Source organism: Enterococcus sp. DIV0970a (genome assembly GCF_051711265.1).
Classification (GTDB): Bacteria; Bacillota; Bacilli; order Lactobacillales; family Enterococcaceae; genus Enterococcus_D; species Enterococcus_D casseliflavus.
On the sequence record NZ_JBIOMF010000001.1, the window covers coordinates 322,553 to 344,313 of the forward strand.

16 protein-coding genes are annotated in these 21,761 nt (G+C 45.1%); all 16 read left to right on the plus strand.

Annotated elements, in window-relative coordinates:
• Positions 1-214 precede the first annotated feature (214 nt).
• The 16 genes from IGK14_RS01570 (at position 215) to IGK14_RS01645 (ending at position 21,760) form a co-directional block, all read left to right on the plus strand.
• The gene (locus IGK14_RS01570) at positions 215-817 is read left to right on the plus strand and encodes a DUF624 domain-containing protein (protein WP_010748651.1); all 603 of its coding nucleotides are present in this window, start codon (positions 215-217) and stop codon (positions 815-817) included.
• The gene (locus IGK14_RS01575; RefSeq protein WP_010748652.1) at positions 810-1,730 is read left to right on the plus strand and encodes an acetylxylan esterase; all 921 of its coding nucleotides are present in this window, start codon (positions 810-812) and stop codon (positions 1,728-1,730) included. Before IGK14_RS01570 ends, IGK14_RS01575 begins: the two co-directional genes overlap by 8 nt.
• The gene (locus tag IGK14_RS01580; RefSeq protein ID WP_010748653.1) at positions 1,721-2,500 is read left to right on the plus strand and encodes an endonuclease/exonuclease/phosphatase family protein; all 780 of its coding nucleotides are present in this window, start codon (positions 1,721-1,723) and stop codon (positions 2,498-2,500) included. The genes IGK14_RS01575 and IGK14_RS01580 overlap by 10 nt, the downstream gene beginning before the upstream one ends.
• Before the next feature lie 6 nt (positions 2,501-2,506).
• The gene (locus IGK14_RS01585) at positions 2,507-4,657 is read left to right on the plus strand and encodes a glycoside hydrolase family 3 N-terminal domain-containing protein (RefSeq protein ID WP_010748654.1); all 2,151 of its coding nucleotides are present in this window, start codon (positions 2,507-2,509) and stop codon (positions 4,655-4,657) included.
• A 15-nt stretch (positions 4,658-4,672) separates the two neighbouring features.
• Positions 4,673-7,963 carry a GH36-type glycosyl hydrolase domain-containing protein gene (locus IGK14_RS01590; protein ID WP_010748655.1) on the plus strand — a complete coding sequence of 1,097 codons (3,291 nt, stop codon included), beginning with the start codon at positions 4,673-4,675 and terminating at the stop codon, positions 7,961-7,963.
• Between the two features lie 13 nt (positions 7,964-7,976).
• A complete protein-coding gene (locus tag IGK14_RS01595) occupies positions 7,977-8,936 on the plus strand; it encodes a LacI family DNA-binding transcriptional regulator (RefSeq protein ID WP_010748656.1) in 960 nt (319 codons plus the stop codon).
• 633 nt (positions 8,937-9,569) lie between these two features.
• Positions 9,570-14,438 (plus strand): hypothetical protein, encoded by a 4,869-nt coding sequence (locus IGK14_RS01600; protein ID WP_010748657.1) that lies wholly within the window; start codon positions 9,570-9,572, stop codon positions 14,436-14,438.
• Positions 14,439-14,452: 14 nt separating this feature from the next.
• Positions 14,453-14,821 carry an LPXTG cell wall anchor domain-containing protein gene (locus tag IGK14_RS01605; protein WP_010748658.1) on the plus strand — a complete coding sequence of 123 codons (369 nt, stop codon included), beginning with the start codon at positions 14,453-14,455 and terminating at the stop codon, positions 14,819-14,821.
• Complete coding sequence (locus tag IGK14_RS01610) at positions 14,790-15,476, plus strand: WxL domain-containing protein (RefSeq protein WP_010748659.1); 687 nt, start codon at positions 14,790-14,792, stop codon at positions 15,474-15,476. The genes IGK14_RS01605 and IGK14_RS01610 overlap by 32 nt, the downstream gene beginning before the upstream one ends.
• Positions 15,477-15,521: 45 nt before the next feature.
• Positions 15,522-16,322, plus strand: a complete 801-nt coding sequence (locus IGK14_RS01615; protein WP_010748660.1) for a WxL domain-containing protein — start codon at positions 15,522-15,524, stop codon at positions 16,320-16,322.
• Between the two features lie 11 nt (positions 16,323-16,333).
• A complete protein-coding gene (locus IGK14_RS01620; RefSeq protein ID WP_010748661.1) occupies positions 16,334-17,074 on the plus strand; it encodes a WxL domain-containing protein in 741 nt (246 codons plus the stop codon).
• A gap of 67 nt (positions 17,075-17,141) precedes the next feature.
• A complete protein-coding gene (locus tag IGK14_RS01625; RefSeq protein ID WP_010748662.1) occupies positions 17,142-18,221 on the plus strand; it encodes a DUF916 and DUF3324 domain-containing protein in 1,080 nt (359 codons plus the stop codon).
• Positions 18,211-19,008 carry a class A sortase gene (locus IGK14_RS01630; RefSeq protein ID WP_034695660.1) on the plus strand — a complete coding sequence of 266 codons (798 nt, stop codon included), beginning with the start codon at positions 18,211-18,213 and terminating at the stop codon, positions 19,006-19,008. Before IGK14_RS01625 ends, IGK14_RS01630 begins: the two co-directional genes overlap by 11 nt.
• 44 nt (positions 19,009-19,052) lie before the next feature.
• Positions 19,053-19,544: a hypothetical protein gene (locus tag IGK14_RS01635; RefSeq protein ID WP_010748664.1), complete on the plus strand. Its 492-nt coding sequence runs from the start codon at positions 19,053-19,055 to the stop codon at positions 19,542-19,544.
• Positions 19,522-20,982: a helix-turn-helix domain-containing protein gene (locus IGK14_RS01640; protein ID WP_010748665.1), complete on the plus strand. Its 1,461-nt coding sequence runs from the start codon at positions 19,522-19,524 to the stop codon at positions 20,980-20,982. The genes IGK14_RS01635 and IGK14_RS01640 overlap by 23 nt, the downstream gene beginning before the upstream one ends.
• Before the next feature lie 208 nt (positions 20,983-21,190).
• Positions 21,191-21,760, plus strand: a complete 570-nt coding sequence (locus IGK14_RS01645) for a TetR/AcrR family transcriptional regulator (RefSeq protein ID WP_005227190.1) — start codon at positions 21,191-21,193, stop codon at positions 21,758-21,760.
• Position 21,761: the final 1 nt, after the last annotated feature.

Genomic DNA, 21,761 nt, shown 5'->3' on the forward strand with positions numbered 1-21,761 from the left:
AAAATCTGATGTTTCAAAGTACTAGGCGACTGCAGGGAGCGTAGTGACCGTACAAAGAATCACTGCAATTGGCTCACGTAGTGAGACATGCAAGCTGCAACCTGCAACCCAGAAAACTGTACGTTGAGAAACGACCCAAATTCACAAGAAGGCAAGAAACAAGTTTACGTAGCACCCGCAGCACAAATCAGCAAGTTTTGATTGGAGGATCATAATGAATCGACTATTTTCTTATGAAGGATGGTACTATCGGGTCTTTGCTTTTTTAGCAGATATGATCATTGTTAGTTTTCTCTTTATGATTCCAGCAATGACGCTGATTCTCGCAGGACCAGCATTGATCGCGCTGTATCAGACGATCGATCAATTGTACAAGGAACGGGATGTCCCGATTTGGCAGCGATACAAGCAAGCATTCTTAAGCAATCTCAAACGTGGGCTCTTCTTAGAAGGTCTTATTATTGCGTATGTCGCAGTCTTTGCTGGGTTGATCTATTCCTTGATGATGATTACACCTTACTTTGGCGTTTTAGCCGTGATCCTCGTTAGCTTGGCTGCGCTGTATCTCGTCGTGTTCGTTCTCTTGTACAGCTTGTTTGCCCAATCATTGCAAGAAACAGCAAAAGAAACGGCCTATGCGGTTCTTAGCAGTACGGCGAATGCGATCATTTTATTGGTGGTCCCAATCATTGTCTTTGTATTGTGCAGCAAAGTGAACCTATTCTTATTTGTTTGTTTAGGGATCTCAGGCTCAGCCTTTGTCCAAGTGTTGTTTTTCAATAAAGTATTAGCGAAGGGGGAAGAGACAAATGACTGAATCCACAGCGACGGATCGATCCTGTTTTTGGGCTTCGGTCCAACAAGAACTTGACACCCTTCCGCTAGCCTTTGAAAGAACCAAACAAGCGCCTTTGCTGAAAGGGATCGATTGTTTTACGATTTCTTTTCAAAGTCTTGGTAATGAAACGATCTATGGGCATCTGCTGCTGCCAGAACAAGCGGCAGATTGTCCAATCGTGATTGATTTTTTAGGCTATATGAATCATGTGCAAGAACCGTTCCAATTTGCTCATTGGTTATTGATCGGCTGCGGCTGTCTTGTCATCGACAATCGCGGACAAGGGGGACGCACGCAAGATCAGGTTCCCTATGAGACCACGCAGCATGAAGCACCTTTTGGACGCGGCATCTTGAAAAAAGAAGATTTTTATATGAAGCGATTGGTCGCAGATAGTTTGCGCACACTAGAAGTCCTTCAACAGATACCGGAAATCGATCCGCAGCGCATTATTTTAAGAGGCGGCTCACAAGGAGGCGGCATCGCCTTATTGGTCAACGCATTAACGAACGTCCCGATTTTTGCGACGTTTGCCGATGTCCCAAGCCACTCCAATCTTGTCCATCGGATCGAACAAAAAACAGGAAGTTACCAGGTGATTCAAGAGTATATTGAACAATTTCCAGAAACGCGGGAAACGATCTATCAAGTCATGAGTTATTTTGATTTGAAGTATTTTGCTCATCAGATAACTGGTCCTGTTTATACATCGGTCGGCAGTGCTGATCCCATCTGTCCCATGGAAGATTTCTTCGTTTCCTATAAAAAGATTCCTGGACCGAAAGAATTGCGTATTTACTTAAATAAAGGGCATGGTGGCGGCGAAGCGAAACAAATCCGTCGTGAAATGCAGCAAATCACAAAATTACTCAAAGGAAATGAATGCAGATGAAAGCAGCAACCTACAATCTACGAGTCGATACCGACTATGACCAAGAATGGCAATGGCACTATCGATCGGAGGCGGTCTGCTCCTTGATCGATTACTACGACTGGGATGTTCTGGCGATCCAAGAAGCTCGTCCCAGCCAATTTGCGGATTTAGCAAAGTTAGCGCAGTATGCTTCCGTCACGGCTGAACGTGACGGTGATGGCTTAGGCGAAGGCATCGGACTGTATTATCAAAAAGAGGCTTTCGAGTTATTAGATTCAGGTTCGTTTTGGTTGTCATTGACACCGACTGAACCAAGTATTCATCCAGAAGCTGCGTATTCACGCTTATGTGTTTGGGCAGTCTTGCAGGAAAAAAAGAATCCGCCGTTTCTTGCTATCACGACTCATTTAGATAATATTTCAGAAATGGCTCGTTTTGAAGGGATGAAAGTGATCCTTGAGCAGCTGGCAGATCAGATCGAACGCTATCCTGTATTGCTGATGGGCGACTTGAATGCGGAGCCAACGGAGCGGGTGCATCGGTACTTAGAGCAGCATTTTCAAAATGCCAAAGAACATGGACAAAAGCCGCATCATGGGCCAAAAGGCTCCTATCAAAATTTTATTTATACGTTACCATGGCAAGAACTAGAAGAAATTGATTATATATATACGAAAGGCTTCACGGTGGTCAAAACCGCCTGTCTAACGGATTCTTGTGATCGTCGTTTTCCCTCCGATCATTTTCCTTTAGAAGCAGAAGTCCAATTTGAAGAAAGCAAAGGATGAATAAAAATGGAACAGCAGAAATTAACCGAACTACTTTCAGAAATGACCTTAGATGAAAAAATCGATCAGTTGCTGCAACTGGCAGCGGCTTTTTATTCAGATAAAGCAGAAGAGAAAACAGGTCCGATGGGCGACTTAGGACTGACACAAGAAAACATCAACAATGCGGGAACAACGCTAGGTGTTTCTGGTGCAAAAGAAGCGATCCGCGTCCAAAAAGAGTATATCGCCAATAACCGCTTGAATATCCCGACGATATTGATGGCGGACATCATTCACGGCTTTCGGACGATTTTCCCGATTCCATTAGGATTAGGTAGTTCATGGGATTTGGCAGCAGCGGAGAAAATGGCGGAAGTATCTGCCAAAGAAGCAGCTGTTTCTGGCTTGCATGTGACCTTTTCACCGATGGTGGACTTAGTAAGAGACCCACGCTGGGGCCGTGTCATGGAATCGACGGGGGAAGATCCTTACTTGAACAGTCGCTTCGCTGAAGCCTTCGTCAAAGGCTATCAAGGGGATGATCTGCGAACGGATTTCAACCGCGTGGCTGCTTGCGTCAAACATTTTGCGGCTTACGGTGCGGCTATCGGTGGTCGCGATTACAACACGGTCAATATGTCAGAACGCCAACTGCGAGAAAGTTATTTGCCAGGCTATAAAGCAGCCCTTGATGCTGGTGCCAAGCTGGTGATGACCTCCTTTAATACGGTAGACGGCATTCCAGCAACGGCCAATCGCTGGCTTTTCCGCGATGTTTTGCGAGAAGAATTCGGGTTTGAAGGCGTTGTGATCTCTGACTGGGCAGCAATCAAAGAAGTGATCGCTCATGGCGCAGCGGAGGATGAAAAACATGCCGCTGAACTAGCCATCAAAGCTGGGGTCGATATCGAGATGATGACGACTTGCTACACCGATAACTTGAAAGAGTTGATCGCAGAAGGCACCGTTGAGGAAGCCTTAGTCGATGAAGCGGTGCTAAGAATCTTGACCTTAAAAAATGAGCTGGGGCTATTTGAAAATCCATACCGCGGCGCTGATGAAGCCGCTGAAGCAGCCACTGTTTTGTCTCAAGAACACCGAGAGATCGCCAGCGATATCGCAAAGAAATCAATGGTGTTGTTGAAAAATGAAGGTGTCCTGCCGTTGCAGAAAACCGAAAAAGTCGCAATCGTAGGCCCAGGTGCTCACTCCCGTGATCTATTAGGGGCTTGGTCTTGGCAAGGGAAACAAGAAGAAGTAGTGACTTTAGTGGAGGGTGCCCAAGCCTTGGGTGCGGATCTGTTGATCGGTCAAGAGCCCTTTGATTATTTTGCACCGTCTGAAGCGGCGATCCAAGAAGCGATCGAATTAGTGAAGGCAGCCGATAAAGTGGTCCTAGCACTAGGAGAGCAGGAATGGATGAGCGGTGAAGCTGCCAGCCGCAGCGACATTCGTTTGCCGCAAGCCCAATTATCCTTGGTTGAAACCTTAAAAGAATACAACGAGCAATTGATCGTAACACTTTATAACGGTCGTCCTCTTGATTTGCAAGGTGTGGATGCAGCCAAAGCGATCGTCGAGGCTTGGTTCCCTGGAACCGAAGGCGGAAACGCACTTGCTCAGATCCTGTGGGGAGAATACAATCCAAGCGGTCGCTTGAGCATGTCATTCCCAGAAACCGTTGGACAAGTTCCTGTGTATTACAACGTTGACAATACCGGTCGTCCTTATGAAAGTGCACCGGATGAAAAATATGTCTCGAAATATTTGGATGTCTCCATTTATGCCAAATATCCATTTGGGTTTGGCTTGAGTTATAGCCCAGTTGCGTATTCTGCGGTGACGTTGGATCAGCCGACTATGACCAAAGATCAAACGGTCACGGCTTCCATCACTGTTACGAACCAAGGAACAGCAGCGGTCTGGGAAACGGTCCAATGCTACATTCGCGATTTAGTCGGTGAAGTGGTTCGCCCAGTGAAAGAACTGAAAGGCTTTAAGAAAATTTGGCTAGAGGCTGGCGAATCAGCAACCGTTCAATTTGAGATCACGGAAGAACTGCTGCGCTATGTCCACAGCAACCAACAAGTAAGCAGTGATCCAGGGAAATTCCACATCATGATTGGTGGGAACAGCCGAGACACCCAACAAACAACCCTGCAATTAGTTAGGTAAGATAGGAAGGTTTCTATGACGAAAAAAATAGTGATGAATAACGCAAATACGACCGTGACGTTTTTACCAAACGGTGATTTATATGAGATCCAAAGTCACGGTGTGATGATCAATCAGTTGATCGGAAATGCGCTAGATGGTAGTTTGAATCAAATCTATCTACGTCTGCGTGAGGCGGGGGAGTTGTCCTTTATTCCCTTGATCGGTTCAAATGCTAACAGTGCCTTTGCCTACTCAGAAAAACAGCTGACTTGGACTGGGACGTACCAGTCCATCGATTACCAAGTTGATTTCCAATTGGCACAAGATTGCTGGTTCTGGCGGGTTCAATTGAGTGGTTCTGGGGAAGCGGAACTGGTTTACGGGCAAGACCTTGGCAATGCCGCCAAAGGTGCTGTTCAATCCAATGAAGCCTATGTTTCGCAATATATCGACCATCATGTTAGCCATGATAAGGATCGCATCGTGCTTTCCTCGCGCCAAAATCAACCACAAAATGGTCAATTTCCATTGGTGGAACAGGGCAGCTTCCAAGCCTTAAAAGGCTTCTCGACGGATGGCTATCAATTTTTCGGTCGCAGCTACAAAGAAAAGAATCAACCAGCTGCACTTAGCCAAGAAACGTTAGCCAATGAAGTGTATCAATACGAATTTGCCTATACGGCACTGCAAACGCAATGGTTGACGGTAAGTGAGACGCCTACGGAAATCGTTTTTTACGCAGCGGTCAAAGCCAATCAAGCGACGGCAGTCAATGAACCGCAGTTTGCGCTTGAAACGCTGAAAGAAACTTATCAAGCCTTGTCCTTTGACTCGTTGCAAGCAACGGCGCAGCCACGAAAAAACTTCGGTCGACCGCTCACAGGGCTGACATTTTCCACAGAAGAAATCAACGAGCGGTTCCCGCAGCAAGAAGCAGTGGAAATCGTTGATAAGCAGCTTTATTCCTTTTTTACCCCTGACTATCACCATGTCGTGTTGAAGGAAAAAGAAGCACAGATGGAACGCTCCCATGGGCATATTTTGATGAGCGGACAAGAGTTGATCGTCGATCACCCCATTTTGAGCACGACTGTTTACATGACGGGGATGTTTAACTCCCAAATCGTATTAGGCAATACGAACATGAATAAATTGTTGAGTAATAGCCGCAACTCATTGAATCTGTTCAAACGTTCTGGTCAGCGGATCTATCTGAAAGACGGCGATCAATGGCGGATTTTAACGATGCCATCTGCTTTTGAAATGGGCTTGAATTCGGCGACGTGGTACTACAAAACAGCGGATGATGTCATCCAAGTAACGACCTTCACGAAAGCAAACGGACGCACGATCGCAACCACCATCACCAGTGAAGCAGGACGTGCCTACACCTGGGCCATCACCAATCAATTTGTGATGGGGATCGATGAAGCCGCACCGACTGCTACTGTTACGCAAGACCAGCAATTGCTCACCATCAAAGGAACAGCGGATTCACCGATTGCGGAAACTTATCCAGAATTGACGTATTATCTCCATGCAGCTCAACCTTTTGAACTGACCGATGAAGCAATCTTCAATGTGGCCGCTGCTGATAGCACGACCGTATTGACCTTTGCAGAACAGGCGACGGTTTCCTTCGTGATCCAAGGCACACTGACTGGTGAACCCTTTGTTTCCGAAACGTTAGATCGCCAGCAAGAAGACACTGCCTATACGGCCTTTGTCGATGATTTGTTGAATCAGTTTGAATTGAAACATTCGCAGGCGGACGTTACATCCTTCAATCACTTGGCACGTTGGTACACCCACAATATGCTTGTTCATTACCTGTCTCCTCATGGTCTTGAACAGTACGGTGGTGCTGCTTGGGGGACTCGAGACGTTTCCCAAGGACCGACTGAGTATTTCTTAGCACTTAATCGTCCTGAAATGGTGGCGTCCATCATCGAGCATTTGTTTGAAAATCAATTTGCAGATGACGGCAACTGGCCACAATGGTTTATGTTTGATCGCTATGAGAAACAAAAAGCCGATGAGAGCCACGGAGATGTGATCGTCTGGCCGATGAAAGTCGTTAGTGACTATCTCGAAAAAACCAAAGATTTCGCGATTTTGGAAAAAGAACTGCCTTATACGGATCGCGCGACCTTCCTGAAAACCAAGACCAAAGCTTCATTGTTTGATCATTTGAAAAAAGAAGTGGCGTATATCGAAGCGAACTTCTTGGAAGGAACGTACCTGTCTTGTTATGGCGATGGCGATTGGGATGACACCTTGCAGCCAAATAACAGTAAGTTGAAGAAACAAATGGCCAGCAGCTGGACCGTTGCCTTGACCTATGAAGTATTGAAAAAATTAGCCAGCCAGTTGCAGGCATTTGACCCAGAGTATGCCAAACATTTAACAGAACTGTCTAAGGGCATCAAACACGACTTTGAAAAATACATGTTAGCTGATGGCACGTTGCCAGGATTTGTCTATATGGAAGATAGCGAGCACGTGGAACTGATGGTCCATCCGACTGACAAGAAAACTGGTATCCAATACCGCTTGCTGCCGATGCAACAAAGCATGATCGGTGAGCTGTTATCTCCCGAACAAGCCGATCATCATGTGGCGATCATCAAGGAGCATTTGCAATTTCCAGATGGGGTGCGCTTGATGAATCGTCCAGCGACTTATGCGGGTGGTGTCAGCACCAATTTCAAGCGTGCAGAACAAGCAGCCAACTTTGGACGAGAAATCGGTTTGCAGTACGTTCACGCCCACATCCGCTTTACCGAAGCGATGGCGAAATTAGGTCGAGAAGAAGAGACTTGGCAAGCGCTTGGGGTCATCAATCCGATCCAGATCGCTCAACGGGTCGAAAACGCGGAGATTCGTCAAGCAAATGCGTATTTCAGCAGTTCTGATGGCGATTTCAAAACAAGGGTTGAAGCCCAAGAAAATTTTGGTAAACTTAAGGAGGCAGCAGTCGGCGTCAAAGGCGGCTGGCGCATCTATTCTAGTGGACCGGGGATCTATATGAATCAGTTGATCAGCAATGTGTTAGGCATTCGTACCTTTGTTGATCACGTTGAACTTGATCCCGTCTTGCCAGCGGAGCTAGCAGGGTTGACACTGACGTATCGACTCTTTGATCGGCCGGTCGAAATCGTCTATCATTCGGCAAGTACGCCGAAAGTATTGATCAACGGGGAAGAAATGTCCACTGAGTTTGCGGAAAATCGCTACCGTCAAGGTGCGCTTGTCCTGAAGAAAGCAGCACTTTGCGCCAAATTAAACGAAAACCAAACCAATACGATCGATATTTATCGTTAAGAAAGGAGAAGCCATGGTAGGAATCAAAGATATTGCCCAAAAAGCGGGTGTCTCCATATCCACCGTTTCGTATGCATTGAATGGCAGTCCAAAAGTGACCGAGGAAACCCGCGCGCGGATTCAAGCGATCGCAAACGAATTGAACTATGTTCCGAACATGGCTGCTCGCACACTGAAACGCAGACAAACCAACATCATCGGTGTTTATCTCGCCGATTATGCCGGAAGTTTTTATGGGGAATTGCTAGATGGTATCAAGAAAGGGCTGGAACTTTTCGGCTATGAAATGATCGTCTGCAGCGGCAAGAAGTCACACTTGTTTATTCCTGAGCGGATGGTGGACGGTGCCATCATTTTGGATTGGACGTTTCCAGCAAAGGAAATCGAGCAATACGCCCAACGAGGGCATCAAATCGTCGTGTTAGACCGTGTCTTGTCTCATGAAAACATCCATCAAGTCTTGTTAGACAATAAAGGAGGGGCTGTGCTGGCGATCGATCGCTTGATCGCTGGACAAAGCCAAAAAGTCTTCCTCTTAGCAGGGCCAGAAAAAGGCTACGACAGTCGGGAGCGCTTGGAAGCCAGTACGAAAGAATTGACGCGCTTTGGTATTCCTTATGAAGTCATTCCTGGTGACTTCACGGAACCTTCTGGTTATCGAGCGGCAAAACAGCTCTTAGCAAATGATCCCCAGTTTCCCATTGATATCTTTGCCTTCAATGATGAGATGGCGATCGGGGTCTACAAATATGTCCGCGAGACCGACTATCGCATCGGAAAAGAGATCCGCATCATCGGGTTTGATAACACGGAATTAGGCGCTTTTGTGCAGCCGCGCTTAGCGACGATCTCCTATTCGAAACATCGATGGGGCATGGTGGCAGCTGAGAAAATCGTACAATCGATCCAAGGGGATCCAGTGGCGGACGAGCATATTTATACCACTTTTGTGGATGGCGGATCATTTATTTAATTGATCCATTAAAGGAAAAAGAGTTGAAAAAGCCTCAAACAGAGAACACTGTTTGAGGCTTTTTTTGCGTTATTTCAAAAATAACTTTACTTATTTTATCAAAATCAGTGATTTATAAAAAAATAATAATTTTTATTTTGTTATTTTATATGCAATGGAATTTTTAAGTAACGTTTTTTATTCATTTTTGATTATAACATTATCATTATCTACAGTCAGAAGATAGGAAGCGTTCTTTTAACTTATTATTTTAGGTCGTTAGAAAAGAGTTTTGTGCCGCTGAATTTTGTCAAATATTCTAACTTTTTATTTATTTTTCTCATCTTAATTTAATTATGAGTGTTGATTTATCCCTCGTTTTTTGTATGATTTATGAAAGAGAAAAGCAGTTTTTTGAAAAGAATCGATGATTCATCCTGATAATTTGCGCTTTTTTTCAATCGATGAGTAACAGATAGCTCTAAGATGTGGAAGTTACAAAAATCGGAATTATGAAAAATCAATTATAATCATAATTTTGAATGGAAGAAAAAAAGAATTATAATTCTCTTTCGCCAACTCGCTAAACTAAGAGTTGTAACACAGGGCGTGCACTGCGCGATACGTTTATTTTTTTAAGATAGGAGGGATAAAGTGAAACGGTTTTTAACAACTTTACTTGTTTTTCTACTAACATCAGGTCCGTGTTTTTCATATGCAATGGTAGTGGCACAAGCCGAAAGTGTTACAAAAACAAGTGAAGAACAAAGTATGTCTTCTTCTGACCCTGTCGTTTCATCGATCGACAGTCTGGAAGAGACGAACGAAACTGAAGTGCAAGCATCTAGTGAACCTGCTTCGACAGATTCGTCTACAGGAGCCACTGACACAGCTTCATCTGAAACAGAAGCTTCATCGGAAGCTGCAGAAGAAGTACAGGTGACCTTTCTGACAGACACGGAGCATCTATTTGCTACCGGGGAAACCCGCACTCAGATCAGCAAAAACAAAGGGGAAGCACTAAAAGAAAGTGAGTTGCCAGTTTTCGAAGATGATACTGCTTTTGAAGGCTGGTCGTTAGATGGCACGGTCTATACAAGTCAAGCGTTGACCGAATTGATTCTCACGGAGAACCAAACCTTAACTGCTGTTTTTAAACCGACGGTTAAGGCAAGAGCGGCGGACATCTCGTTGGCAGAGCAATCGATCAAAGAGATCATTGCAGAAGCCGATAAAACGAAAGTGATCGCTGTACCAAGCCCAGCTGGAGATGGATCAGCATATGCGGAATACACCAATAGTGCTGAAGGCATTCGTCAAGCGTTGTTTGATATGTATCAAAACGGCAATGGCCAAGAATTTGCTTTGTATGTTGGCTCGGGTGGATCGTTATCACTGCCAACGAATCTGACTTCAAAGACGATTCCAGCCACAGTCGATAATACGAACATGACTTTTTATGCGCTGCAAGGAAAAGTCAGCCGCTTGATCATCACAGGGCATAGTGATGATCCCATCACAGATGCAACAACGTTGACCACTGGGAGTCGCACGGTTGCACTTGGCACGGACATTTACTTCGGTTCTCATGTAGTGATTCGAAACCTCAACTATAGTGGTACGAGGATGTACATGAATGGGTATAGCCTTTCATTGAACGGTGGGTCCACCGGGAACGGTCTTGCGATTTATGGGGGAAGCAACAATGGCGACCTTTCGGGAAACCCAACAATCACATTGAATGCGACAGGTTCAGGAACTTGGAATATTTATGGGGGGAATCAAAACGGTGGTACATTGACCGGGAATACAGCAATTGTCGTAAATAATACAGTAGGTAATATCAGTACGATCGCTGGAGGTGCCAATATTGGTACGATTGATGGGAATACCAGTGTCACGATCAATCGTTTAAATGGCACATTAGGCAGTTATTATGGCGGTGGTCTTGGAACAAACGCTTCCAATACAGCCAATGTGACAGGCAATGTTGAAACGACGATTCAAACCACCAATGCAAGCTTCCGTTTAAGTACTTTTGCTGGTGGCGTTCAATATGGCAACATCAATGGAACGATCCGCAGTACGATCTCGGGTGCAGGCGGTTGGTCAGGGATATCCAATCGGTTTGTAGGCGGTTCATTTTATGGCAACATCGGCTCTGACCGTTCTAAGGATGCCATCGTGACCAACCTTGATGCCAGCAGCTATTCCACTGGACGGAGTGAATTTGAAGGTGGCAATCGGAATACTGGTACCATCACAGGAAACATCGTCAACACCGTGAAAGCCGGACCGAGTGCCAGCGTCGGCGGAATTGGTGATTTTAACGGCGGTGGGGGAAACAACGTTAGTACCTTGACTCAAAGTTCAATGGGGGCTTCGAATACGACGACGTATGACAATTATACTCCGGAACAACGAGCAGCACTGGCAGAAGCAGCGGCAAGTTTTAAAGTTTATGGCGATATCACTTCTCATCTAGTCAGCGGTTCCTTTTCAAACGGTGCGATTTATTCGACGGCAGCTGGTCGAGGCGGCTATGTTGAGGGAAATACGACGATTGAAGTTGGTACGATCACTTCGGATGGTAGTCCTGGGGGAGATGGGATTGCTTACACAGGATCCAGACCGACAAATCTAGATTACTCAACGAGCAATAAAACGAGAGGCTATTCATCTGGATGGGATATCGTTGGTGGCGGCGGTTATCCAGGAACAGCTTGGGATATCTATATTAAAGGGAATACCAAAACGATCTTGAATAACACGGTTGCTCGCTGGACCTACGGTGGTTCCTTCTCAGGTGTCATTGAGGGAAATTCTTCCAATACTTTGAACTCTGGGATCGTCGATACGCTAGAAGGAACAGGCTATACTGGACGCCGTGTTTACGGAGATGGACGAACGACCGTAAATAATGGGCAAGTAGACTGGTTTTTATCTGGTGGCGGCTGGGATGACTTATTAGTGACCGGCAATGTCGCAGTAACGGTTTATGATGGGGTGATCAATGCCTCACTCGGTGCCTCTTATGGTGTCGCTTCTTCCCACACCATTAACGGAAACTCAGATAATCGAGTGTTTGGCGGAAACTTCTCAGGTACTCCGCGTACAGGGTCTAATGGTTTTTCAGGCGGTGTTACGAACAATGGACGGTTATTAGGAAATGCCAGTTTGACATTGGATTTGAGAAATTACGATGGTGAGTTTGCCCTTCCTTCTGGAACGAACATCTCAGGCGGAAATCCGTTTAACAGTACGAATATCGTTGGGACCGACAGCTCCAATACGATTACATTGAACATATACACAAAGCCGGGGTCAGATGCACTGAATGGGGCGACGATCTATGGTGATGGCGGACGGACTGCTAGCAATACGAGAAGCGGCAAAATTTATATGAATATCCAGGCGGAAGGATCAAGTATCGGGAATTTATACACCACGTATTATTCCAATATTTCTTCCAGTCAAATTTTAAGAGATGTCGAGATGCGACTTCAAGGAGCCAAAAGTATCAATGGGATCTCAGGCGGAAACGCGTCAGATAATTTTACGAACACGATCGTAGCCAACAGCAGTAATCAAGTGAAGATGAACTTTGGTGAAAATGTCGATGGGACAGCTTCTTATCAAACTGATCCAATCGCTGTGACGGGTCTGGGGATCGTCAACTTTACCGAATTGAATGTGACAAACGGTATCAAGCTGATGGCCAATGGGGGAGACATCAAAAATGGCCGTTCAGCGACTGCTGCCAATCACGCAACGACCTATCATCAGTTCGGTGACATCCATCTTTCCAAAGATGCTGGTATCGGGATTACTTCCGCAACGAATTTGATTTCAGGGGCGAAGTTAACGGTAGAAGACAAAGGGACGATCGAGTCGCCGCCGGGAACGGGACGAATCAATCTGTCAGATTTCGCCACACCAGATACGGACAAAGATCACTTAATGTGGCTGAAAACGACGACCAATGATGCAGGTTCTCGAGTCAACAGTCAAGGAACGTGGTTTGGGGCGGTTAGTGCCTATCAAGTACTGACCATAAATCCAACTGCTGCTAATGCTGCAGCGATCACGCCAATCAATTTCAGTGGGATCGAAAAAGCGACTGGGAAAACCTTCATTGGGGACAACGATGTCACCAATGCAGCCAATGGGTACGGTATTGCGATACCAGGTTCGATCATTAACTACGAAGTCGAAACACCGGGAGTCGCGAATGGGATCGGTGCCATTAGTCACGATGTAACGGCAGTCAAAGAGAACAATACGCCGCTGACCTTGCAAGCATGGGGAACTGAGCAGGCGGGGACGCAGGTGCAAAAAGGGCGTTTATTGATTCCCTACACGGTAACGGAATTGCCAACATTGACGTTCACACCAGAAACCCAAACGTCCGGTTCATGGGTCTATGGGGGTCAAATCAAATCCAGCAAGCTGGATAGCACGGATCAGCAGTTGACGGAACAACCAGATTCAGAACCAGTTGATTGGACGAGTCCTGATGGGGAATATAGTTACGATATCAGCGTCCGCTACTCAAATAAGGCGGAAGTCCAAGCACGCAATGTGATCCTTACAGAGCAAGAGGCACAATCGCTGACCAAAGAACAAGCTGTGACTTATCTCGAAGCTAGTGGGCGTCCTTTCTTTAAGGATACACTGACAGATGAGGTCTTAGCTGCGATTCAAGAACCGTTAGAAACAGCGGTCTATCGCAAACAAGCGATCACTTTTTCCGTAGGGGAAAACGATCAGAATCAGGCAGAAACTACCGTGAATCTGGTGGTGGTCAAAAATGAAAGTGTCATTTCTGCTGATCGGCAATTTGCCGTCTATGCAAAAGATGTCCGTTTGACCTTACCAGAAGCAACGGCACTGACAGATGAAGCCGCTTTGGCAGACTATACCCAAGCAACCACGATTTTTGCAGATAATCGGGCAAATGTACCACCGACTGTCGATCCGCAAGCTTTTGCCGCGATCCAGCAAGCAACGGAAGCTGAGCTGTTGAAAAATGTGTCAACGGCTTACCATTATGAAGCAGGCAGTCAACGGGCAGAAAAAGTCGTCAATGTCGCAGTTGCCGGCGAGCTTATTTTAAGCAGTGTGCCAACAGACTTTGATTTTGGGCAGCAGAAAGTTGCCACAGAAACACAAGATTATTGGCCAACGATCACAGGCGAGCTAGCAGTGAAAGATACGAGAGGGTCCGAACGGAGTCCATGGCGCTTGACGGTCAAAGAGCAACAGCCATTAACGGATGGGACAGATCAATTAACCGATGTCTTCCGCTTTGTGACAAACGGTCAAGAACAGATGATAACCAGTGGGGAAATGATCATCGAGGAAACGGAATTGACAGAAAATGGCACATACGTCGTGAACCAGCACTGGGGCGAAAGTCAGAATGAAGGAATCAAGCTTACCGTTCCAGTCGAACAGCAAAAAGTCGGGGACTATCAAGGAACCTTGAGCTGGCAGCTAGTTTCGGCACCTGGCAACCCATAAAGGCAGGAAAATAAATGAAAAAAATCATGATCGGTATTATTGCTGGCTGTCTATTAATGTTTCCTCAGCTCGTTTCAGCAGCCGAAGCAGGTGCCTATGACAGCAATGGCATTACTTCCTTTTTCGGTGTCTATGAAGAACCAGTTGAGGAGCCAGAAGAGCCCGTAAAAGAACAGCCAGGGAATAAACAAGTAAATCAAAAAGGCAACAACATTCTGCCGGCAACAGGGTCGGATCACTTTAATAGCTATCAAAGCAGTGGTCTTGTCGTTTTGTTGGCAGCAGGAATCATTTTAATCAAAAGGAGAACAAAAAATGAAAAAACTTTTCTTGACGGCAGGCATTCTATTGATGAGCACTGCTCTGTTACCAACAACCGTTAATGCCGCTGAATACACCTCAAATGGAGCAATCACTTTTGAAGCGGACCCGAATCCAACCAATCCAGTTGATCCGACCGATCCAGAAAAACCAGTGGATCCCGTCGATCCAACCGATCCAACCGATCCAGATGGACCAAACCCTGGAACAGCTGGACCATTATCGATCGATTTTGCTTCAAGTTTTCAATTTGGCAACCAACTGATCACTTCCGAAACAAAAGATTATTACGCACAGCTGCAAGAGTTCACAGCTGGCGCTGCTGGACCAAACTATGTGCAAGTAACAGATAAACGAGGAACGCAAGAAGGCTGGTCATTGAGCGTTGTGCAAAACGGACAATTCAAAACGGCTGATGACGAAGAACTAGTCGGGGCTTCATTATCGATCGCCTCAGGTGCAGCAACTTCGGTCACCGATATGCAGTATGCACCAACGGTTACGGCAAGTCATACCTTTGTACCCGATAGTGAAATCACATTGGTCAACGCACCTGTCGGAAAAGGAATGGGCACTTGGATCTACAAGTTTGGGAACGATGCAACGGAAGGGTCAACGGCAGTAAAATTAAATGTACCAGGCAGTTCCGTAAAATTAGCCAAAGAGTATCGGACGACATTGACTTGGAATTTAAAGAATGTCCCTGAAAGCAATTAAAATCACTGATTTTCAGTAAAACAGATAAAGGAGTGTCAAATAGAAATGAAAAAAACAGCATGGGTCTTTTTAAGTCTTGCCGTATTGGCAGCAGCGAGTGCAGCAACTGAGGTTTCAGCAGCTGAAGCGGCTTCTTACACCTCAAATGGGGCGGTTGATTTTATTCCAAATACCGATCCGACGAACCCAGTCAATCCAGAAAATCCAGATCCAGAAAACCCAGTCAATCCTGTGGATCCAACCGATCCAGATGGACCAAACCCTGGAACGAATGGACCATTATCGATCGATTATGCCTCTAGCTTAGATTTTGGTGTCAATAAAATCTCCAATAAAAACGAAGTCTATTATGCACGAGCACAAGGGTATTTGAATGACGATGACACAGTTTCTACATTAAAAACTGCCAATTATGTTCAAGTAACGGATAATCGCGGTAGTAATGCTGGTTGGCGGTTGTCTGTGAAGCAAAATGGTCAATTCAAAAACGAATCGACGTTGAATCAAGAATTGACTGGTTCTGTCATTACCCTAACAAGTCCTGCCGTTAAATCAAATGCGATCGGCGTTACTGCTCCAGTGGCAGAAGCGACGATCATATTGGATGCAGCAGGTGCTGAATCAGTGGTGATGACCGCAGCAAATCAAACGGGTGCTGGAACATGGGTCAACGCTTGGGGAAGCGTTGAGACGGTCACTGAAATAGATAAGGATGGCCAAGAAGTACAAGCAGATGTTACCAAAGCGGTCGCACTTTCTGTACCCGGCAGCACACCAAAAGATGCCGTTAGCTACACGACTACACTAACTTGGGTATTATCAGATACACCAGGAACGGAAGGATAAGGAGTATAGACATGAAAAAAACACTAGCATTTCTCTCAGTATTAGGGCTAAGCTTCGCTGCTCCTGCGCTGGCACAAGCAGCGGACAGCGCAGAATACAATTCAAACGGACAGATCACTTTTGAACCAAATACAGACCCAACCAATCCAATCAGTCCAACAGACCCAGATCCAGAAAATCCGATCAAACCAGTTGACCCAACGGACCCAGATGGACCAAATCCAGGAACCAACGGACCGTTATCGATTGATTTTGCTTCAAGCCTTTACTTTGGTACGCAAAAAATCACCTCAAAAACAGAGATCTACCATGCGGAAACCCAAAAATACGTAGATTCAGCAAATGTGAATCAAGAAGGACCAAATTTTGTCCAAGTGACAGACAATCGGGGAACAGAGAGCGGTTGGACATTGAATGTTCGCCAAAATGGTCAGTTCAAAACAGCAGAAGATCAAGAATTGACCGCCGCGCAAATTCGTTTGACGAAGGGAACTGTAGTAACACCTTCCTTGTCACCAAAACCATCAAATGTAAGTTCAACGATCACATTGAATCCAAATGGTGCTCAATCCTTAGTGATGAGTGCCCAAGATGGCGAAGGGGCAGGGACCTATCTAATGAGCTGGGGCGATAGTTTAGCTGCAGCTATGGATAGCATTGAGTTGGAAGTTCCAGGCTCAACGACAAAATATGCCAGCCAATACAACACCACGTTTACTTGGTTACTGACAGACACACCAACAAACCCATAAGTACCAGCTTTCTCCTTGAACCCTTTCGTGGTTTAAGGAGAATACATAGAAAGAAGGGACATCCATCATGAAAAAAATCAACCAGCTTTTGGCGCTCCTATTCGCAAGTATTTTCTTTTTTGTACCAACGATAGGAACCGCTTCTGAATTTAACTTTGCCGTCAATCCCGTAATTCCAGAAAATCAAATCGATAAAGAAAAAACGTACTTTGACTTGAAAATGGCGCCGGGTACGGTACAAACCGTTGAAGTTCAATTGCGTAATGACACCGATCAAGAGGTCGTCATCGCACCAGTGATCGCTTCAGCTACCACAAACTTAAACGGAGTCGTGGAATATGGCGAAAACGACATCGAAGCGGACGAAACCTTGCCTTATGATATGGCTGATTTGATTGAAGTGGATGAAGAGATCACGATCCCCAAACAATCCCAAATCACCTTGCCCTTAAAGATCACCATGCCTTCAGAATCCTTTGAAGGGGTTATCGCAGGCGGATTGACCTTAAAAGAGACGACAGAGGAAACCGATACTGCTGACAGTGAAGAAGAGCAAGGGTTAGCTATCAAGAATGAGTATGCCTATGTCGTTGCGATTTTACTGCGTCAAAACACAACAGAAGTTTCACCGGATCTAAAACTGCTGGATGTTGGACCAGGTCAAGTCAACGCCCGAAATACTATCAATGTCACTCTTCAAAATCCTGAAGCAGCTTACTTGAATTCATTACGCCTGATCAATGAAGTGAAGAAAAAAGGTGATAGCGACGTCTTGTATTCTTCGGATACCTCACGAATGCAAATGGCACCTAATTCCAACTTCTCGTACCCAATCTCTTTAGAAGGACAACGTTTAGAAGCAGGGACCTACGTGTTGACTTCCGTTGCCTATGGTGGAAAAAGCGATGAAGGGCAATACAAAATTGAAAATGAAGAAGGCGAAGAAGAAAGCTATCTCTATAAATGGACCTTCGAAAAAGAATTTACAGTGACGGGAGAGGTCGCACGTGATCTTAATAAGAAGGATGTGACGATCGAAACAGATTACACATGGCTTTACTTCTTGATCGGCGGACTGTTGCTACTACTCGCCTTGCTGCTTTTATGGTACCGACGAAAGAAAAAAAATGAAACGGATGAAGCGTGAGCACCTTGAGAAATGCTTGATCGATGGGTTGATCATCGTAGGTATTCTTTTGCTGGCACTGCCTTTTCTAAAAGAAAGCATCGTCAGTTGGCAATTACGCACCACGCAATTGACGATAGCCACCCAGCTGCCGGCAACGATCCCAGAAGAAACGATCCAAATGCCAGCTCTGTCAGATGTAATGGCGCCTCAGCCGACAACGATCACTGGGTACGGCTTTGTCGCAATCGAGGCGATCGATTTCCAGCAGCCGCTGTTGGTGGGACTAACGAATCAACAGCTGCTGAGAGGCGGCGTCGTGATGTTTCCCGAACGTTCGTTGAAAAATAGCAATTTTGTCGTTTTAGGGCATCATCTTGGGAGACAAAGTTTGTTATTTGGTCAATTGCTAGAAGCACAGGTGGGGATGGAAGTATCAGTGACCTATCTCGAGGAGAGTCAACAGTATATCATCACGGATAAAAAAATCGTAGACGAGTCGGACTTGTCGGTGCTAGAGGAAGAACAGACACCAAAATTGACCTTGATCACTTGTCCTACGCCTACTCGAACAGAAGAACGGTACGTGCTGACAGCAATTCCTGTTGAGCAGGCAACTGCCGATCATCCACAAAAACCAGCGGCGACAATCAGCACGCCGAAAGCAGCAAAAGTGATGGTTGAAAAACAAGAAACGGTATGGAAACAACAATCAATGAAAAATTGGTTTCTTTTATTTGTTATTTTATTTATAATTAGTGGATGTCTGCTGGGCGCCCATAAGTTGTTGGACCGTTCAGCGTCGTAGAAACATCATCAGAAGATGCGCTGATGATAAGGAGGGTGAATAAAATGAAACGCAGATTTGGCTTTGTCATTGGTGCGTGCATGATTATCGGAATGATCGATCTTGTTACAGAACAAGTCGTTTTTGCGACCATTTATAATCCGCTGGACCCCTCAGAAGAAATCGTCCCCACGGACCCACCAGAAGAAATACCAGAAAAAGTGGAGGAACCGCCAACTGAAATGGAAGAATCCAAAGAACAACCCGCGCCTGAACCAGAAACCGTTCCGAAAAAAGAGCCGGAGCGATCCTCACTGTCAGAAAGCAGTTTTTTGGAAAAGAAAAAACATTTTGCCCAACGAGTCATGCTGGAGGATGTCTTTGCGCCGGATCGTTTGAACGTCGATCTAGCACTGCCAGGAAATAATACAGATGGTGATGGCGATGATAAGCCTTCTTATCTTGCCAGCTTGTGCTACTTATTTTCAGGAAACGTCCTTTATGGCCAAAAAAACAATGGAGGCTTGAAAACGCATGTTTGTGACATTTTTGAATAAGGCGGACAAACGAAAATTGGTGATGCTGCAATATTTGGAAAACGCAGTCGCTCTTTCGGAAACGAAGGAAACATTGATGGATCAATTGACCATGTCAGAATTTTTGATCAACAAAACCGTTCAAGAATTGAATCTTGATTTTTATGAACTCGGATTGAACGAGGAATTTGAGATCGTGACCGATGGGACGGTCATTAAACTGAATGCCTCGGGGCTGGCAACTTCCGATACACTGCTGACCTATTATTTGGATCAAGCGTTGAAATTTTCCATGTTGAAAGAATGTTTTTTTGAGCAATTGTCTTCTTTATACGAATTTGCCACCAATCACTATTTAAGCCATAATCCCGTCTATAAAGAATTTAAACAGTTCAAACTGATCTTGAAAGAATATGATATTGAAGTGACGAAAGAATTTCAGCTGGTTGGGGAGGAAAGTGAGATCAGGGAATTTATTTTTCTCTTTTTTATGAAGGAATACTATCTGAATCATTCGCCTTTTCCAAAAGAAATCCTAGAAAAAGAAAAGACCTTTGATCGTTTTAATGAAAGCACCTGGCTTAAACCAGAACAGTCTGCTCGCATGCGGATTCGCAAGAAACATTATCTAGGAATCGTTTTGGCACGGATGACGAATGGTCATTACCTGCAAAACAGCGTGGAAAATGATTTAGTCTTGCCCAAACATCTCGTGATCATTGAGGAATTGAAACGCTGGCTGCAGGAGATTTTGACGATCACCGATCAAGAAGTGCTAGAGCGTGAAGCTCGAGATATTTTGCGCTTTTTGATCGTTGAGGGCTGGCTGATCGACAACAATAGCTACATCGATCAAGAACAAACCTATATCCAACAATTAAACGAGCATTTTATTCAAGCCGTCCAACAGCAGTTTTCCTTAACCGCGGACACGTTGGCACTTCTTCATGCTGAAACGACAACGATCCATTATCAGCTCTTGTCGTTTTCCTTTAGTTCTCGCTATGAATACCAATATATGGATGTGACGTATTTTCTTGAAACCTATCCAGAATATGCTGCCTTTTGCCGTAACTATCTGGAAGAAAGCCGCAACCGGCCGATCTTATGGAACAATAAAGAGTTTTTGTTTTTCAGGTACCTGATTCTGTTGATTTCCACGATTCCGCTAAAAGAGATTTTGGTTCCCTTGTATGTCTGCGTGGACTTTTCATTTGGCGATTCCTACAATCAGATGATCCAAAAGAATATCGAAAAAATCCTCGATTTAAATGTCCAATTCCAAAGTTACCCAGATGATCATACGCATCTGATTCTTTCAAACTTACCCTTTTATGGTGCATTGGGGATCGACCATATCTTATGGCTGGCACCACCTAGACCCATCGACTGGGCCAATTTCACTGAAAAAGTCAGTGTGATTCGAAGAGAACAGTTTCAAACCAAAATGGCACAATGAGCAACCCGCCGTTTAACTATCGAAAGCAACGTCTGCCTCAAATGGAGGCAGGCGTTTTTTGTAGAAACCTGTCCTATTTAAAAAGCGCCCAGGAATCTATTGCTCTGATGAAGGTTTCGGGGAAGGTCTGTGAAAAAGGACCATTTGATAGGATTTTTTTTTGCAGGAAAATTTGGTATGATAGAAAGAGAAGAAAAAGAGGTGCCCTATGATGGATGGGAAACAAACGAAGGCTGTGATTGGCCAGACATTGATCACCCTTTGTGAGACCAAAGAAGTGAATAAAATCAGCGTACAGGAGATCGCCGAAAAGGCGCAAGTCAATCGGCAGACGTTTTACTACCATTTTCCTGATAAAAAAGCTTTGATCCAATGGATCTATCGGCAAGATGCCCTGATTTTTTTGACGACAGAAGATGTCTCCCTTGATAACTGGGAAGAAGCCGCCTTGCGCATGCTGAAAGCAATGAAACAAGCGCCGGCCTTTTACCGCAAATCACTGGCTTATGACCGCGAAATCTTAATGAACGGATTTCTACAGATCACAGAACCGCTTTTTCAGCGCTTGTTCTTGGAGGTCGATCAAGAGCAGCAATTGACGAAACAAGACATTCTATTTTATAGCCGGTTCTTTTCCTACGGCTGCGGAGGCATTTTGGAAAATTGGATTCACAACGACTTTCCAGAGACCCCCTTAGAGATTGCAACGCAATTGTTTCGTTTGGCGAAGGATGTGGAATTTTTTGGCCACCAAATCTATGAAAAAGAGGAGCAGTGAG

What these genes read in the sequence shown, in the direction of transcription:
- IGK14_RS01590 (WP_010748655.1), top strand. Translation starts at nt 4,673, where the DNA reads ATGACGAAAAAAATAGTGATGAATAACGCAAATACGACCGTGACGTTT.
- IGK14_RS01645 (WP_005227190.1), top strand. Translation starts at nt 21,191, where the DNA reads ATGATGGATGGGAAACAAACGAAGGCTGTGATTGGCCAGACATTGATC.
- IGK14_RS01615 (WP_010748660.1), top strand. Translation starts at nt 15,522, where the DNA reads ATGAAAAAAACAGCATGGGTCTTTTTAAGTCTTGCCGTATTGGCAGCA.
- IGK14_RS01625 (WP_010748662.1), top strand. Translation starts at nt 17,142, where the DNA reads ATGAAAAAAATCAACCAGCTTTTGGCGCTCCTATTCGCAAGTATTTTC.
- IGK14_RS01585 (WP_010748654.1), top strand. Translation starts at nt 2,507, where the DNA reads ATGGAACAGCAGAAATTAACCGAACTACTTTCAGAAATGACCTTAGAT.
- IGK14_RS01620 (WP_010748661.1), top strand. Translation starts at nt 16,334, where the DNA reads ATGAAAAAAACACTAGCATTTCTCTCAGTATTAGGGCTAAGCTTCGCT.
- IGK14_RS01640 (WP_010748665.1), top strand. Translation starts at nt 19,522, where the DNA reads ATGTTTGTGACATTTTTGAATAAGGCGGACAAACGAAAATTGGTGATG.
- IGK14_RS01570 (WP_010748651.1), top strand. Translation starts at nt 215, where the DNA reads ATGAATCGACTATTTTCTTATGAAGGATGGTACTATCGGGTCTTTGCT.
- IGK14_RS01605 (WP_010748658.1), top strand. Translation starts at nt 14,453, where the DNA reads ATGAAAAAAATCATGATCGGTATTATTGCTGGCTGTCTATTAATGTTT.
- IGK14_RS01580 (WP_010748653.1), top strand. Translation starts at nt 1,721, where the DNA reads ATGCAGATGAAAGCAGCAACCTACAATCTACGAGTCGATACCGACTAT.
- IGK14_RS01575 (WP_010748652.1), top strand. Translation starts at nt 810, where the DNA reads ATGACTGAATCCACAGCGACGGATCGATCCTGTTTTTGGGCTTCGGTC.
- IGK14_RS01630 (WP_034695660.1), top strand. Translation starts at nt 18,211, where the DNA reads ATGAAGCGTGAGCACCTTGAGAAATGCTTGATCGATGGGTTGATCATC.
- IGK14_RS01610 (WP_010748659.1), top strand. Translation starts at nt 14,790, where the DNA reads ATGAGCACTGCTCTGTTACCAACAACCGTTAATGCCGCTGAATACACC.
- IGK14_RS01595 (WP_010748656.1), top strand. Translation starts at nt 7,977, where the DNA reads ATGGTAGGAATCAAAGATATTGCCCAAAAAGCGGGTGTCTCCATATCC.
- IGK14_RS01635 (WP_010748664.1), top strand. Translation starts at nt 19,053, where the DNA reads ATGAAACGCAGATTTGGCTTTGTCATTGGTGCGTGCATGATTATCGGA.